This is a genomic window from Arthrobacter sp. TS-15 (assembly GCF_006964045.1).
Lineage (GTDB): Bacteria > Actinomycetota > Actinomycetes > Actinomycetales > Micrococcaceae > Arthrobacter.
Genome location: NZ_SDXQ01000007.1, coordinates 1 through 15,630 on the forward strand (window position 1 = coordinate 1; position 15,630 = coordinate 15,630).

Annotated in this window: 16 protein-coding genes and 1 tRNA gene; 5 read left to right on the forward strand and 12 right to left on the reverse strand. The window is 62.6% G+C overall.

Annotation, left to right across the window (positions count from 1 at the left end):
• Positions 1 to 196: 196 nt before the first annotated feature.
• From ureG to EU811_RS03510, 6 genes are all read right to left on the reverse strand, one after another.
• Entirely contained in the window at positions 197 to 814 is a 618-nt protein-coding gene (ureG, locus tag EU811_RS03485) for an urease accessory protein UreG (protein ID WP_142937131.1), read from the reverse strand.
• Positions 815 to 835: 21 nt separating this feature from the next.
• A complete protein-coding gene (locus EU811_RS03490; protein ID WP_142937132.1) occupies positions 836 to 1,507 on the reverse strand; it encodes an urease accessory protein UreF in 672 nt (223 codons plus the stop codon).
• 198 nt (positions 1,508 to 1,705) lie between these two features.
• A complete protein-coding gene (ureE, locus tag EU811_RS03495) occupies positions 1,706 to 2,179 on the reverse strand; it encodes an urease accessory protein UreE (protein WP_142937133.1) in 474 nt (157 codons plus the stop codon).
• 8 nt (positions 2,180 to 2,187) lie between these two features.
• The gene (gene ureC, locus EU811_RS03500) at positions 2,188 to 3,918 is read right to left on the reverse strand and encodes an urease subunit alpha (protein ID WP_142937134.1); all 1,731 of its coding nucleotides are present in this window, start codon (positions 3,916 to 3,918) and stop codon (positions 2,188 to 2,190) included.
• A complete protein-coding gene (locus EU811_RS03505; RefSeq protein ID WP_142937135.1) occupies positions 3,915 to 4,283 on the reverse strand; it encodes an urease subunit beta in 369 nt (122 codons plus the stop codon). Before EU811_RS03505 ends, ureC begins: the two co-directional genes overlap by 4 nt.
• An 8-nt stretch (positions 4,284 to 4,291) precedes the next feature.
• Complete coding sequence (locus EU811_RS03510; RefSeq protein ID WP_142937136.1) at positions 4,292 to 4,594, reverse strand: urease subunit gamma; 303 nt, start codon at positions 4,592 to 4,594, stop codon at positions 4,292 to 4,294.
• A gap of 194 nt (positions 4,595 to 4,788) precedes the next feature.
• Between EU811_RS03510 and EU811_RS03515 the strand changes: the two genes are divergently transcribed.
• The gene (locus tag EU811_RS03515) at positions 4,789 to 5,310 is read left to right on the forward strand and encodes a flavin reductase family protein (RefSeq protein ID WP_142937137.1); all 522 of its coding nucleotides are present in this window, start codon (positions 4,789 to 4,791) and stop codon (positions 5,308 to 5,310) included.
• A gap of 45 nt (positions 5,311 to 5,355) precedes the next feature.
• Here the strand turns inward: EU811_RS03515 and EU811_RS03520 are convergent, their stop codons facing one another.
• From EU811_RS03520 to EU811_RS03530, 3 genes are all read right to left on the reverse strand, one after another.
• On the reverse strand, positions 5,356 to 7,176 hold the full coding sequence (locus EU811_RS03520) for a glycoside hydrolase family 2 protein (protein WP_142937179.1): 1,821 nt from the start codon (positions 7,174 to 7,176) through the stop codon (positions 5,356 to 5,358).
• Positions 7,177 to 7,308: 132 nt separating this feature from the next.
• Positions 7,309 to 8,409 carry a D-TA family PLP-dependent enzyme gene (locus tag EU811_RS03525; RefSeq protein ID WP_142937138.1) on the reverse strand — a complete coding sequence of 367 codons (1,101 nt, stop codon included), beginning with the start codon at positions 8,407 to 8,409 and terminating at the stop codon, positions 7,309 to 7,311.
• A gap of 33 nt (positions 8,410 to 8,442) precedes the next feature.
• On the reverse strand, positions 8,443 to 9,447 hold the full coding sequence (locus EU811_RS03530) for a LacI family DNA-binding transcriptional regulator (RefSeq protein WP_142937139.1): 1,005 nt from the start codon (positions 9,445 to 9,447) through the stop codon (positions 8,443 to 8,445).
• Between the two features lie 173 nt (positions 9,448 to 9,620).
• On the opposite strand from EU811_RS03530, the gene EU811_RS03535 reads away from it, so the two are divergent.
• Entirely contained in the window at positions 9,621 to 9,995 is a 375-nt protein-coding gene (locus EU811_RS03535; RefSeq protein ID WP_142937140.1) for a hypothetical protein, read from the forward strand.
• A 16-nt stretch (positions 9,996 to 10,011) separates the two neighbouring features.
• Here the strand turns inward: EU811_RS03535 and arfA are convergent, their stop codons facing one another.
• Positions 10,012 to 11,538 carry an arabinosylfuranosidase ArfA gene (gene arfA, locus EU811_RS03540; RefSeq protein WP_142937141.1) on the reverse strand — a complete coding sequence of 509 codons (1,527 nt, stop codon included), beginning with the start codon at positions 11,536 to 11,538 and terminating at the stop codon, positions 10,012 to 10,014.
• 234 nt (positions 11,539 to 11,772) lie between these two features.
• Positions 11,773 to 11,845 (reverse strand) — tRNA-Lys (locus EU811_RS03545).
• A 230-nt stretch (positions 11,846 to 12,075) separates the two neighbouring features.
• On the opposite strand from EU811_RS03545, the gene EU811_RS03550 reads away from it, so the two are divergent.
• Entirely contained in the window at positions 12,076 to 12,735 is a 660-nt protein-coding gene (locus EU811_RS03550; RefSeq protein WP_142937142.1) for a hypothetical protein, read from the forward strand.
• Positions 12,736 to 12,969: 234 nt separating this feature from the next.
• On the opposite strand, the gene EU811_RS03555 is transcribed toward EU811_RS03550, so the two are convergent.
• Entirely contained in the window at positions 12,970 to 13,698 is a 729-nt protein-coding gene (locus tag EU811_RS03555; RefSeq protein ID WP_142937143.1) for a hypothetical protein, read from the reverse strand.
• Positions 13,699 to 13,892: 194 nt separating this feature from the next.
• On the opposite strand from EU811_RS03555, the gene EU811_RS03560 reads away from it, so the two are divergent.
• Complete coding sequence (locus tag EU811_RS03560; protein WP_043469600.1) at positions 13,893 to 14,510, forward strand: DUF47 domain-containing protein; 618 nt, start codon at positions 13,893 to 13,895, stop codon at positions 14,508 to 14,510.
• A gap of 1 nt (position 14,511) precedes the next feature.
• On the forward strand, positions 14,512 to 15,528 hold the full coding sequence (locus tag EU811_RS03565; protein ID WP_142937144.1) for an inorganic phosphate transporter: 1,017 nt from the start codon (positions 14,512 to 14,514) through the stop codon (positions 15,526 to 15,528).
• Positions 15,529 to 15,630 lie beyond the last annotated feature (102 nt).

Below are 15,630 nucleotides of genomic sequence, written 5' to 3' on the forward strand. Positions count from 1 at the left end.
AATCAACGCGGAGTCAGGCCCCACGTCCCCCACAACATCTGAGCCGAATTCGACCTGCGTCGTCGTGTTCATAGGCGCATCTCCGGTGGTGACGAAACCGTCGAGGCGGCCGAGCCGGATTTTTGGGCCGCGGCGTGGCGGGCATCGCGAAGCGGGCACGGCCCAAAATCCGGCGCGGGCGCCGCCCCAAGAACCCTCACGGTGTTAGATCGAGCATCAGGACGTCGCGGCGGATCCAGTTGAGGACCTCGTCCAGGCCTTCGTCCGTTTTGAGGTTGGTAAAGCAGAACGGCTTGTTGCCGCGGAACTCTTTGGAGTCCCTCTCCATGACTGAGAGGTCCGCTCCGACGTGGGGCGCGAGGTCTGTTTTGTTGATGATGAAGAGGTCGGATTTGATCATGCCTTGGCCGGCTTTGCGGGGGATTTTTTCGCCTTGGGCTACGTCGATGATGTAGATGGAGAAGTCGACGAGTTCTGGGCTGAAGGTTGCGGAGAGGTTGTCGCCGCCGGATTCGACGAAGATCACTTGCAGGTCGGGGTGCCTGGTCTTGAGTTCGTCGATGGCTGCGGTGTTCATGGAGGTGTCTTCGCGGATGGCGGTGTGGGGGCAGCCGCCGGTTTCGACGCCGATGATCCGGTCCTCGGGCAGGATGCCGTTGGCGGCGAGGATTTTGGCGTCTTCGATGGTGTAGATGTCGTTGGTGATGGCGGCCATGGAGATGTCGCGGCTCATGTGCCGGGTGATGCGTTCAACGAGCTGGGTTTTGCCTGCTCCGACGGGCCCGCCGACGCCGATTTTGATGGGTTCTGTCATGTTGTCTGTCCTTTGCACTTGCTAGCTCATGAACATGCGGGCACGTTGCCGTTCGTGCCGCATTTGTGAAATTTCGAGGCCGGGGCTGACGGCCCCAAAGTCGTCCCAGCACAGCTGTGCTACATCCTGGATGGCGGCAGCAACGGCGTCGTGCGCGTCCCGAAGTACCCGCTGCCCGGCGTTCTGCCCGAGCGGTATGGCCCGCACGGCGTTCTGCGTCAGCGAGGTAACGGTGGCAAACAGATAGGCAGACAACGCCGCCTCAAAGGGAACCCCCAAAGACCGCGCAATGACGCCAAAAGCCAGAGGTTGATGCCCCGAGGCCAACCCCGCCCGAACGAGCCCCCGATACTCTTCCAACTCAGCCGACGGGAACACCTCCCCGCCAATTTCCAACAACCGCCCACCCATTTTGAGCGAAGCCTCCCGCACTTCCCGAGCCAACAACTGCGAAGACAACACCCCATCCAGCAAGCCGACATCCACCCCCTCATAAAGAAAGCGAACGGCCAACCCCTCGGAAAAGACCAACTGCTGCCCCACAAAAGCACCCAACCACTTCCCAAAAGTGATCTCATCACGAACCAACTCACGGTGGATGTAGCTCTCAAACCCCAAAGAATGAGCAAACGCCCCCGTAGGCAAAGCTGAGTCAGTCAACTGTTGAAGAGCAAGCTGATATGTCGGGCTCAAGCCGCACCGCCGCCGGTGCGGTCTGTGCGCTGGAGCGGAGCTGGGAAGGGGGCCGCGGCGTGGCGGGCCCCGCGGGGGGCCCACTGCCGCGAGGGCCCCGACCTGAGCTTGCGAAGGTTGGGAGCGGCTGGGGACGGGCACGGCCCCCTTCCCAGTGGAGCGCAAGCGCGCGCACCCAACCTGATGCGACGCATGACTCTAGTGCGAATGCTCTGCATGGCGGAATGGCACCGGCATGACCCGCTCTTGCCTGTCGTAGGGGACGCCGACGCTCTTCAAATAGTCTTCGACCGTGTGGTCGTACTGGCACACCATGACTTCGGCCCCGTATTCAGACGCAGCGTCGAAGAATTGTGCCTGCAAATGCCGGTTGCCGAGCGAATGTGCCACGACGCCCATTTCGTGGATGCTCCGTGGCCCTATGACCAGGACGTCGGTGGGCAGTACGGAGATGATGATGACGTTGTTGTCGTTGATGGCGAGGATGTCGCCGTCTCGGAGGTCTCCGGTGCCGGTGGGGAGCCGGATGCCGAGTTCTTTGCCGTGGTCGGTGGTGACGCGTTGGATGCGTTTGACGAGGAGGGCGCTGGGCAGCACTACTTTTTCTTTGTGGTGGCCTGTGTAGTCAGCGGGTTGTTCGTGGAGGTTGCCCAGGATTTTTTCGATGATCATGGTGGCTCCTAGAAGAGGAAGTAGCGCTGGGCCATGGGCAGCACGTCGGAGGGCTGGGAGGTGACTTCGACGCCGTCGACGGTTACCTTGTAGGTTTCGGGGTCGACGGCGATGTCCGGGGTTTCGCCGTTGTATTTGAGATCCGCTTTGCTGAGGTTGCGGATGCCGGAGACGGGTTTGATGATGCGTTCGAGGCCGAGGTCTTCGGGCACTCCGGCGTCAATGGCGGCCTGGGACAGGAACGTGATGGACGTTTGTTGGCGGGCCTTGCCGTAGGTTGCGAACATGGGCCGCATGGTGCGCGGTTGCGGTGTGGGGATTGAGGCGTTGGAGTCTCCCATGAGTGCGTAGGCGATTTGGCCGCCTTTGATGACGAGTTCGGGTTTCACACCGAAGAACGCGGGGTCCCAGAGGACCAGGTCTGCGAACTTGCCTTCTTCCACGGATCCGATGACGTCTGCCATGCCTTGGGCGATGGCGGGGTTGATGGTGTATTTGGCCACGTAGCGCTTGAGCCGGAAGTTGTCGGATTCGGCGGAACCATGCGCGGTTCCGGATGGATCCTTCAGAACCCCGCGCTGGCGCTTCATGGCATCGGCCACCTGCCAGGTACGCGTGACCACCTCGCCGACGCGGCCCATGGCCTGGGAGTCGGACGATGTGATGGCGAAGATGCCGAGGTCGTGGAGGACGTCTTCGGCGGCGATGGTTTCGGCGCGGATGCGGGAGTCGGCGAAGGCCACGTCTTCGGGGATGTCCGGGTTGAGGTGGTGGCAGACCATGAGCATGTCCAGGTGCTCTTCGATGGTGTTTTTGGTGTAGGGCAGCGTGGGGTTGGTGGACGCGGGGAGCACGTTGGGCAGCCCGGCGATTTTGATGATGTCCGGGGCGTGGCCTCCGCCTGCGCCTTCGGTGTGGAACGTGTGGATGACCCGTCCATCGATCGCGCGAATGGTGTCTTCCACGAAGCCGCATTCGTTGAGGGTGTCCGTGTGGATGGCTACTTGGACGTCGTATTCGTCGGCAACGCGCAGGGACATGTCAATAGAGGACGTGGTGGAGCCCCAGTCCTCGTGGACTTTGAGCCCCACTGCACCGGCGCGGATCTGTTCTGCGAGGGGCTCGACGGCGGAGGCGTGGCCCTTCCCGAACAGGCCGATGTTGACCGGGAGCCCTTCGGCGGCTTGCAGCATCCGTGAGATGTGCCAGGCGCCGGGCGTGATGGTGGTGGCTTTGGTGCCTTCGGCTGGGCCGGTGCCCCCGCCAACCATCGTGGTGATGCCATTGCAGAGCGCCGCCGGGACCTGCTCCGGGGAGATGAAGTGAATGTGGGTATCGATGCCGCCGGCTGTGAGGATCTTCCGTTCACCCGCGATGATTTCCGTGCTGGCGCCGATCACGATGTCCACGCCGTCGGTGATCTGCGGGTTGCCTGCCTTACCGATCTTGAAGATGTGGCCGTCCTTTAAGGCCACATCCGCTTTGTAGATACCGGTGTAATCCAGGATTACCACGTTGGTGATCACGGTGTCCGGGATGTCCTCCGCGCGGGTGAGCTGACCGTTTTGGCCCATGCCGTCTCGGATGACTTTGCCGCCGCCGAACACCACTTCTTCGCCGTATACCGTGTAGTCCTTCTCGATTTCGAGGAACAGTTCGGTGTCGGCAAGGCGGATGGCGTCACCGGTGGTCGGGCCGTACAGTTCGGCGTACTGCTTGCGGGGAATCTCGAAACTCACTGGTGGTCCCTTTCCGCTGCGACGCCCGGGCGGGGTTCCCCGGTTACTGAAGTTCCGCCGTCGAGCTTTCCGTTAACTGCGTTGCTGAGGCCGTGCACCTCGCGCGTCCCCGCGAGTTCGATCAGGTGGACCGTCTTCCTGTCCCCTGGCTCGAACCGTGCGGCAGTACCCGCGGGGATGTCCAGCCGACGGCCGTAGGCGGCTTCGCGGTCGAATTCCAGGGCCCTGTTGGCCTCGGCAAAGTGATAGTGCGAACCGACCTGCACGGGGCGGTCGCCGCGGTTCACAACCTCGACGGCGATCGCCTGGCGGCCGCTGTTACACACGACGGGACCGGGCTGGAGCCTGTATTCACCGGGGATCATGGGGGCTCCTAACGGATGGGGTTGTGGACGGTGACCAGCTTGGTGCCGTCGGGAAAAGTGGCTTCGATCTGGACGTCGTGGATCATCTCAGGCACGCCTTCCATCACGTCTTCGCGGCGCAACAGGGTGCTTCCGTAGCTCATGAGTTGGGCGACTGACTTGCCGTCGCGGGCGCCTTCGATGAGCTCGTAGCTGATGATCGCCACAGCTTCGGGGTAGTTCAGTTTGAGCCCCCTCCCTTGGCGACGCCGTGCGAGGTCGGCGGCCACCACGATCATGAGTTTCTCCTGCTCACGGGGCAAAAGATGCATGGTTACTCCTGGGACGCCGGGCACTTGGACATTGTGTTCAGCGTAGGGAGCGGAAGTTTCGGCTACGTTTCCACGGCGTCACGGGCGGGGGTCGATTTCTCAGGAATTGACCTCAACCATTGTTGAGGTTCTAGCATCAATGAGGTGTGCGTCTGAGAGGCCGCCATCCCCACCAGCCCCATGAAAGTGCGTTAATGACCCATCCCAAGCCCGTGCCATCCGAGCTAGTCGGCGAACTTTTCAGGGCCGCGTTCCGCGCCCATCCGGCAGGAGTCTCGATTGTCACAGCAACGGGACCAGAGGGAGCAGTGGGGCTGACGGCATCATCGGTGGCATCTGTGGCCGTGGATCCGGCGATACTCGCTTTCTCTGTGACCGGCGGGCGATCAGCCTCCGTCATCGCAGCCGCGCAAACAATCGTGGTGCATCTGGTGGGCGCCGATCAGCTGGAGCTCGTCCGCGCCTTCGCGGACCCATCCGCCCCGCGATTCACGGACACCATGGAATGGGAGGTCCTGCCCACAGGAGAGCCCCTGCTCAAGGAGGCCGTCTGGGCATTACGGTGCGAAATCATCCATCGGGCGCCGCTGGGGGGCTCAGTGCTGCTGGCAGCGAAAGTTGTGGACATCCGGGCTAACCCGTCCGGTTCAGCTCCACTGGTTTATCACAACCGGGAGTTCCACACGCTGCTCGCGGGTGTTCCAGCCGGGGCTTAACTGCGGCTTAACTGCGAGGTTAGGTCTTCATGAGTGCCACGTAGCCTACGCCCACCGGGTTTCGATCGCGGCAGGCCGCAGCTGGCTGGCGCGGATCCTCTCCAGATCGAACTTGTTGCTGCGGTCGAAGTTGAAGATGCCGTTCTTCTCCTGGAACACATCCGTCAGCTGCGTGTAGCAGTAACCGAACATATCCTCGTTCTCCAGCAATACGGCACAGAGTCCATCGAATCGGGTGTAGAACTCTTCCTCACTGCTGACGCGCTGGCCGTAGCCCCATGAAGAGGCGACGTCGCTTCCGTCCACGGCCTGGCGGGCCTCAAGTTCGTTCCACCAGATCCCGCCGAATTCGGAGACGAAGTAGGGCTGGCCTGCATAAGGCACTGAATACTCCTGGCCGTCCGCCGTGCGGTTGATGTACGGCTTTCCGTCCGCAAGGCCCTGTTGTTCCATGCGGAACCGGTCCGGATCCTGTTCATACGAGTGCGAGTCGTAAATGTCGGTCTCCCGAATGCGATGTGAGTAACCGGAGGCATCGATGACCGGACGCGTAGGATCAGCGAGCTTGGTGGCAAGGAACATGGCTTCCGTGACGTCATCAAGTATCGTGGGGCGATCGTGCATCACTTGGTGGGTCTCGTTGAGAGGGCACCAACCAATGATGGAGGGGTGATTGAAATCGCGCTTGAGCACCTCCAGCCATTGCGCCACGAAGCTCGCTGTGGGCCTTTGATTGTGACCCACCGTTCCGCCGCCGGAGACACCCCAGTCGCCGAACTCACCCCACACCAGGTAACCCAGGCGATCGGCGTGATAGAGGAAGCGTTCCTCAAAGACCTTCTGGTGAAGCCGGGCACCATTGAAGCCTGCGGCCATGGACAATTCAATGTCCTTGACGAGGGCAGCATCGTCCGGCGACGTCATCAAGGACTCCGGCCAGTAGCCCTGATCCAGGATCAGCCGTTGGAAGACTGCTTTGCCGTTGATGCGGACCACTTTGCCGTCCAAGGCAACCGATCGAACCGCTGCGTAGCTGCTGACCTGATCAATCACATTGCCGGAGGAGTCGCGGACGCTGACCTCCAGGTCATAGAGGAAAGGATCTTCGGTGGACCAAGGGCGCAGTGATTCTGCAGGGATTTCCAGTCGAAGGGAGGGCGTGAGATCCAGGTCGGCTTTGGCCGCGGCATCTACACGCAGCTCGCTGCCATCGCTGAGGACGGCGGTGACAGAATGTCCACTTCGGTTCTGGCTGACCGGCACCTCCAGGGTGATGCTGGAATCGGCAAGGTTGGGGGTCATGCGGAGGCGTTTGATGTGAATCTCAGGCACCGCTTCCATCCAGACGGTCTGCCAAATTCCGGTGGTCCGCGTGTATTGGCAGTGGGTGTTGTTGTACCAGGTGGCTTGCTTGCCCCGGGCCTGCATCTCGTGCCGTGAGTCTCTGGCTCGAACCACAACCACGGCGTCAGTACCGGGCTCTGCCACTCCTCCGAGGTCTGCCGTGAAAGGCGTGAAGCCACCACGGTGACGGGCTACTTCCACGCCGTTTACCCACACCGTGGCGTCGTGATCCACCGCGCCAAAATGCAAAAGGACGTTCTGTCCGGCCCACTCCTGAGGGATGGACACGGTGCGCCGGTACCAGACGGCTTCCATGAAATCTACGTGCTCAATCCCCGAAAGGGCGGACTCCGGTGCGAACGGAACCAGGATCCGGCTGTTGAGTTCACGCGTGGTGAGTCCGCGCTCCAAACCGGAGTCACCGGCGTCGATCTCAAATTCCCAGTTGCCGTTGAGGTTCAGCCATTTGTCACGGACCAGCTGTGGACGGGGATGCTCGGGCTTGGGGAGGGAGGGAATCACATCAGAGTACGTCAAGGCCTGTCCTTCAAAAACGGGATGGAGGAGTCATTCCAGTGAAGCGCATGCCATGGAAATTTGCACTGGCACCGGGAATCGTGCCATTCCTCCACCTCGTCCTGGTCAAGAATCGGCCTAGTTGTTTCGGCCCCGAGCCGCAACGCTCCACTGCTCCACCACAGCCCCGCCGCGCACCACAGTGACCTCGTCCACCAGATTCATAGTGAGGCACACATGGTTGGGGATGACTCGGAGCCGCGTGCCCAAGGGCGGCAGTTCCGAGGAGTCCGGCCACACAACCGTGGCGTGGTGCTCGGACAACGCCGTGACGCGAGCCTCAGGGAATTCGGGGAGCCGCCCGTACCCGGTAGCCCAGTCCGGGCGGTCACTGCCCAGGATCTTGCTGCCGGCGTCCACCACAACCCGGCGCACGTTCCCGCCACGGGCTTCGTGCCTGCTGACCACTGTGGCGGCGACCGTCAGAGCGATGTCATCCCAGCCGCAGCGCTCCAGTTCCAGTTGCTGGGCGTCGCCGAACACGTAAACTCCGGGACGCAGTTCCGTGGCTGCGGATTCACCGGTGATCAGGGCCGTGGGCGTGGACCCCCCGCTGATGGTCCTCACGTGGAAACCAGCGGAAGTCAGCGCCGTTGCCGCAAGACCCAGCGCTTCATTCTCGTTACCCACAGCACCTGTGGGCATGCCGGGCTTGTAGCTATGCCCCGGGAAGGTGAAAACACCGGCCACGGCCAAACCCGCCGCCGTGGCTGCCCTGGCAACATCCACCACCTCGTCCGGCAGGACTCCGCTTCGGTGGTGCCCGCTGTCCACTTCGATCAGCACCTCAATACTGCCGGCATCCGCGCCAAGCTGGCCGCCCATCGCCGTCGCGCTTTCCATCGAATCCACGCCGACGGCGAGGCGGCACGTGGCCGTCAACGCGCGAAGACGTTCCGCATGCGGCGCTTCAACCCAGAGGGGGTAAGCGATGAAGATGTCCTTCACGCCGTCCGCAGCGAAGACCTCGGCCTCCCCGATCGTGGCCACAGTGATGCCAACGGCTCCCGCGGCGAGCTGCTTGCGCGCAATTTCCAGCGTCTTGTGCGTCTTCACGTGCGGACGGAGTCCCAGCCCGCGCCCGCGCATGCTCGCTGCCATCCGTTCGATGTTCCGGTCCAGGACATCGGTGTCGATCATGACGGCAGGGGTGATGAGGGCGGCAGGAATAGCGTTCATTCATAAAACCCTAGCGGCCGGGACAATGACGACCTACGGAGCGGACTGCCTGACCCGCATTTCGAACGCCGCCGCCGGCTGCTGGACGGCACGCAGCGCATCTTTGCTTTCGATCCGCTGGATGAGGAGTTCGACGGCCCGCTCCGCAATTTCCGCCCGCCCCGGCGCCACAGTAGTCAACGACGGCGACGCGAACCGCGACTCGTCAATGTCATCGAACCCGGCCACGGCAATCTCCTCCGGGACTTTCCGGCCACGGAGCAGGAGTTCGTGCATCGCCCCTAAAGCGAGGGCATCGTTGAGCCCGAAAACGGCGTCGAATTCCACGCCGCTGTCCAGCAACCGCGCGGTGGCGTCAGCACCGCCGTCGCGCCTCCAATCGCAGGGGACCACCAGCGCCGGGTCATGCTCCACCCCGGCGTCAGCGAGCGCAGCCCGGTAACCGCGAAGGCGGAGGCCGTTGCTGCCGGCTTCGTCGCCGTCGTGCGCGCCCAGGACGGCTATACGACGGCGGCCGCCCGCCAGCAGGTGCGTGGTGACGGCGGCGGCAGCCTCCTGGTTTTGGATGAGGACCATGTCCAGCCGGGGGTCCTGCACGAATTCGCCCAGGAGGACCAACGGTTTCTTGCCGGCGGAGGCGATGATCTGCTCGGCTTGCAAGGCCAGTGGGATGAAAAGGAGGCCGTCGGTGAGGCTGCGGAACTGGCCCTGAAGCGCAGCTTTCTCGTGCTCTGCCTCGTTGCCGGATTGCTCCACCAAAACCCGGTAGCCGCGGGCCCAAGCGGCCTTCATGATGTCCGAGGCCAGCTCGGCATAGTACGGGATGGAGAGGTCGGCCAGCACCAGCCCGAGCATGTTGGTCTTTCCGGAGCGGAGGCTTCGGGCCGTCAGGTTTGTTTGGTACCCGAGCTCTTCAATAGCATCAAGGACCCGCTGCTTGGTGGCGGGCCGGATGAACTCGTAGTTATTGATGACATTGGAGACCGTCTTCAAGGACACTCCTGCCGCGCGTGCGACGTCGTTCATGGTCACGGCCATGCAGGGCTCCTTCTGGTTCATTTCCGGCTCGGTATACATCGTTGCAGATGTAGTGAGGTGTCCGCGCCTGCGCCCCGCCACCTGTCACATTCCGCTCATCCCCGTGCAACGCGCCTGCAACATAGATGCGCAATGCTGGGGGCAACGGACGGATACAGCTGAGGGGAGCAGACATGAGCATTGCAAACAGGGATCTATTTCAGGCACTGAAAACGCAGGCCAGCCTGGCGCAGGCATTCGGCACCATGCCGGGTAGCCAGGACGAGCCACACGCACTGAAGCCGGGTGAATACGTTGAGGCTTGGCACAACGGCCGCCTCTATCACCGGGGCACCGTGGTCAAAACAGTAGTGGGCACGGACCTCTTTTGGCTCCAGGACGAAACCGGCAGCCGACGCCTGCTGGACATGGAATCCATGGAGATCGTGACCGGTGACCAGCCTGCCCCGGCGCCCGCAACGCAGGCACCGGAGCCGACCCTGTCAGCCACTGTGACACCAATTTCTGCGTACCCCATGTTCCACGACGGCACGCAGCAGATCGCCTAGCTCTCTGGCGATTCGCCTATGAGTCCAGCGACAACCGGATCATGCTCCAACTCACGGCCGGAAGCTCTGCGGTGAGCCGACCGCCGTCGAGCTTTGCACTGACGTTTTCGGACGGCAGGACTGACGTCGAGTCGTCAGCCGTTGCCTGCCAGTACGGGTCCTTGTTCGTGTAGGTCACGGCCTCGATGACTTTGCTTGCGCCGAGGCTTCCGACGGCGGCATCCAGTGTCAGCACGTCCGTCGCCGAGCGGTTCACAGCGAAGACCACGGCCTCTTTGGCTTCGGCGTCATAGGTCGCCACAGCTGACAGTGACGTGAACCCGGACGTCTTTTCACTCTCCAGCTGCGGGGATTCGACGGCGAGGTTCAGCACCGTGCCCGAGGCATGCTGCGAGGTAAGCGCGAACGGGTGGAACGTGGTCTGCTTCCAAGCCCGGCCACCCGGCTCGGTCATGATCGGTGCGATCACGTTGACCAACTGGGCCAGGCTGGCAGAATGCACCCGGTCCGTGTTCCGCAGCAGCGTAATGAGGAGATCGCCCACCACCACGGCGTCCGCCACGGTGTAGCGGTCCTCGAGCAGCACCGGTGCCACAGGCCAGTCATCCCCTGTGGGTGCCTTGGATTCGTCGCGCGACATGTGCCAGACGTTCCACTCGTCAAAGGAAATATTGACCTGCTTATCGGACTTGGTGGACGACTTCACATGATCGATGTGTGAAACCAGGTCCTTGATAAAGGCCTCCATCCGGTGCCCGGCAGACAGGTGTTCCTGCAGGTCCCCGAAGTCCTCGAAGTACTGGTGCGCGGAAATCAGATCCACCAGCTCGTACGTCTCATTGAGGACCACACGCTCCCATTCGCCGAACGTGGGCATGGTGGGCGCCGAGCTCCCGCAGGCAACCAGCTCCAGGTCCGGGTTGACCATCCGCATGGCCCGGGCAGTCTCCGCCGCGACCCGCGCGTACTCGCCGGCCTTTTTGTGGCCGATCTGCCAGAAGCCGTCCATCTCATTCCCGAGGCACCACATGGTGATGTTGTGAGGCTCGACGGCGCCATTCGCTTTGCGCTGTTCGGACAGGGCCGTCCCACCCTTGATGTTGGAGTATTCCAGCAGATCCAATGCTTCCTGTGTGCCCCTGGTGCCCAGATTCACGGCCATCATGGGTTCGACTCCGGCCTTCGCTGACCATTTGGCGAACTCGTCCACACCCACCAAATTGGGGTCGCTGGAGTGCCATGCGAGGTCGAGGCGCGTGGGGCGGTCCTCCTTGGGCCCTACCCCGTCTTCCCAGCGGTAGCCCGAGACGAAGTTGCCGCCCGGATAGCGGACCGTGGAGACGCCGAGTTCCTTGGTGAGTTCCAGGACGTCGGTGCGGAAACCGTCGTCGTCGGCTTTGGGGTGCCCGGGTTCGAAGATGCCCGTGTACACACACCTGCCCAGGTGCTCCACGAAAGCGCCGAACGTCTTCCTCCTGACAGGGCCCACGACGAACGCGGGGTCGATGGTGATTTTGGCCGTAGGGTTTTCTGGGTTTCCCAAAGGGTGGGTCCTTGTCTGCTGGTTATTGCGGGTTTCTACAACGTTATAGAAACCATGCTGGCGTTACGCATGGGTGGGAGTCAAGAGATTTTTTTCGGGAAACCCCACCCAACGGACAATTCACCCTGCCGCGCGGCGGTGATTTGTCCGTTGACGGGGGTCAGAGCGCCCGCGCGTCCGGGCGGAGACAAAAAACAGGCCGGAGACTCAAGGTCTCCGGCCTGTCTAGGAGGGTGGGCCCTGTGGGGATCGAACCCACGACCCACGGATTAAAAGTCCGATGCTCTACCAACTGAGCTAAAGGCCCCTCCAGCTGTTGAAACAGCCATAAATACTGTACCCCAAGGTCAAGGCCAGCGAGGAACTGAAGGTGACGTGCGCCGTCGTGACCCACTCTGAACCGCGGACGACGACGGCGGGAGCCTGGGGCGGCGTGTCGAACCCTATGCGGCGCCAAAGTAGGTGGTGGCGGCACCGGGCGCCGACTGGCCAGGGTCCTCACTCGACCCCACCAGAGCACAGGAGTACGGTGAACTCATGAGCGAACAGCCAGGATCACGTGCGTACGGCGGAGCGAACAGGCACCACAAGCCCAAGCCCTTCGCGCCCATCGATTTCGAACCGTTCGCAGGTGGTGCCGACCCCGCGCGGGTCTCGGAAGCAGCCCACCTCGCCGCCCAAGCCCTGGTCAGACGCGGCCGCGACAGCGACGATCCCACGGTCACAAGCCGGCTGGTGAAGCTGGCTGACGAGCAGGGCCTCGAAGCCATCGCCGAGATGTGGGCCGAAAGTCCCGCGCGCTCGTTGCCCGGCGCGCTCTGGAGGCTCTATGCCCTCCGCGCCGCCACCATTCAGAATCCTGAGAGGATCTCCGTTTACTTCAGGGCCGGTCGCGACACCGCGCAGGTGTCCAATGTGGTGGCAGGTGCCGCTGAGCCGCCGGGAGCCGAGGAAATGAAGACCATGGCTGACGCCATCTTGTCCGGCGCTTTCGACGGCGAGTTCGACGTCGCGCTGGAACGTTCCGCCGCTTTCTGCCGCGTAGTGGCGCTGGGCCAGGCGACTCTTGCCGACGGCGCGGAGCACAGTAACGAGGGCCATGCCAGCAAGCTCACCCGCAATTCACACCAGCTGGTGAAGACCGCCGAAGACCTTGAGCACGCGGCCAATGCGTGGCGCCTGGGTGAGCTGGACTAGCCGGAAAAAGGGGCCAAACCTACCCACGTCGGGCCCGGCCTGTCAATGTTGACTTAGCCCGCCTGACGGTGAAAACTAAAGCTGGTGTCGAACCGCGAAACCCCCGGGCTTCAACATATAGCCGCTTCGAGCGGCCTACCGCCGAGAGGCGTATCCGGTTCGGCACCATTTTTATGCCCAAACGCCGAAGGCCCGGACTGGCAGTGATGCCGGCCCGGGCCTTCGCGGTATTAACTACTTCAGCGTGACCGTGGTCTCAGCTGTTTCCTTCTTGTCATGATCAAGGTCGCCGGCAGCATCCTGCGGCGTCATGGTCACCTTGATTTCGGTTTCCTTACCGGCCGTGTAGGCAAAGTTCTCCGCAATGTTGAAGGACTCACCCGGCTTCAGCACGAACGGGTCCTTCTCCTTCAGCTTCACGCCGGAGCTGGAAAGTCCGTGCTTCTTGTACCCATCGCTGCTGGAGTCCGAAGGCATTCCGCCGAGGTACTTCCAGTCCGTGTACTTTGCGTTGGGAGTGATCAGCGAGTGGCTCAGGGGGATATCAGCTGAAGAGGTGTTGGTCACCACGTAGTTCAGGTACACCACGGGGTCGCCCTTCTTGAGCAGGTTTTCCTTGGTTTCCTTGTCCACGAACATGCTGTCCTTGGATGCAACGTCAGTGGCAACCTGGTAGACATCCACACTGAAGCTGTCGCCCTTGATGGTGCCCAGTTTGTCCCCGGCCTCGGAGATGGGCAGTGCCCAGGCGGCTACCTTGTACGAGCCGGAGGAAGTGCCGGCGCCCTCGGACGAGGTGGAGGCCAGCGGGGACGCAGACGCGGACGGTGAAGCCGCGGCGGAGGAGGATGACGACGGTTCGGAACCCGTCGTGGAGCCTGCCGTGGTCCCACCACAAGCCGTCAGAGCCAACAGGCCGGCAGCGGCGATACCGGAAATTTTCATGACATAGTTCAAGCGCATGCTTCCCCCATTCAGTGGATTAATTGGTACTTGACCAAGTGTCGCATGGTTGCGGAGGCACAGCGATGGGGAGAAGTACCCGCAACGCTGCGTGAACTTCGCAGACCCCGCGGCAGTGCCGGTAAAGTTGGGACGGAAACGGGCGGCGTCAAGTCAAACTGCCCGTGCCCACCCGTCCCCAGCCCGGAAGCGACATGAAGCTGCGCCTTTTTCCCCAGGAACCTGCCGGGCTCGTACTGCTCGCGCAGATGGCCGGCGTCATTGTTGCCGCGACTGGAACGCTCTCGGAAATACTCGGCGCGCCGGCCAGCGAGCACCAGCGCCTCGCCGAAGAGCTGCACGAGCACGAATCCAAATCCTTGGACCTCCATTTCGCGCTGCTGACGCACATGCGGACCAGCTTCGTGAACCCGCTCCCCCGCGAGGACATGTACACCCTCTCCCGCCACCTCAACGAGGCCATGGAGAAGCTCGACGCAGCCGGGGACCTCGTAGCGCTCTACAAACTGGACCGACTGCCCAAACGTGCTGCGGACCAGCTGGAGATCATCAGCCGGCAGGCCGAGCTCACCGTGGATGCGATGCGAAAGCTCGAGGACCTGGACGAGCTTGAGGACTACTGGATCGAAATCCTGAGGCTCGCCAAGCGTGCAGAACGCTCCCACCGGATCTGGGTGGCCGAGATGCTCAAGGACATGAAGTCCACGCAGTACGCCCGGCATCGCGACATCGCCAACCAATTGGTGGAAGTTACCAAGGACATGCGGAAGGTCGCCACTCAGGTGGGCAGCATCATCGTCAAGGAATCATGACGTGACCCTCGCCTTCCTGGTCCTCGTCGTTGCTTTGGCCTCCGGGTTCGCGTTCCTCAACGGCTTCCGCGACGTCTCCAACGCCGTCGCACTTTCCACCCGGACCCGCGCCCTCACGCCGTCGATTGCTGTGCTCCTGGCGGCCATCTTCAATTTTGTGGGTGCCATGCTCAGCGGCACGTTCATTCTCGCCTTCACGCAGTCGTGGATCACTCTGCCCAGTGGGACCAGCGGCCTCACCATGCTGGCCTCCGCGCTCACCGCCGCTATCTTGTGGGGCGTCTACGCGTGGTGGCGCGGCATTCCCTTGTCTTCGACGAACTCGCTGGTTGGCGGCCTGATTGGTGCCGGCGCCGCGAGCATTCTTGTGGGCGGGAACGCGGTGGGCGGCATGGACAACGTGCTGCTCGCCCAAGTTGCCCTGCCCCTGCTGCTCTCGCCCGTGATCGCGTTCGTGGCTGCGTACCTGCTGGTTTGGCCAGTGACGTGGGCTGCACGCTACACGCAACCGAACGTGGTCAACCGGCGGTTCCGCCGGGCGCAGGCCGTCTCCACCGCAGCTGTGGCCTTCGGCCATGGCCTCCAGGATGGTCAGCGCACGGCAGCTGTGATGGTGCTCGCGGTCGTGGCCGCGGGCCTGTCCAGTGGCAGCGACGTGCCCCTCTGGACCCTCCTGCTCACCGCCGTCATGCTCACTGCGGGGACGATGTTCGGCGGCTGGCGGATCTCCCACACCCTTGGACACAAACTGATTCGGGTTGATCCATTGCGAGGTTTCGTGGCACAAACCTTGACGTCCGTGATGCTGTTCGTGGGCGCAATCGGTTTTCACCTGCCGCTCTCCACCACCCACACGTTGACCGCGTCCGTGCTGGGCGCCGGCGTGAACCAGCGGTTCCACGCTGTGAATAGGCGCCTGGTCCGGAGAATCCTGCTGTTCTGGGTGGCAACGCCGTTGATCACGGCCGCAGCGGCCTTCATCCTGGAGCTGGCGTTCTCGCCCCTCGCGGACCTCTAACCCTCGCGGACGCACCGAACTAAGTAACAGCAAATGTCGCAGTGAGCCCTCAGTTGGGCAAGAAAAAACGACGGCGGCCGTACCCCCAAGGCGACGGCCGCC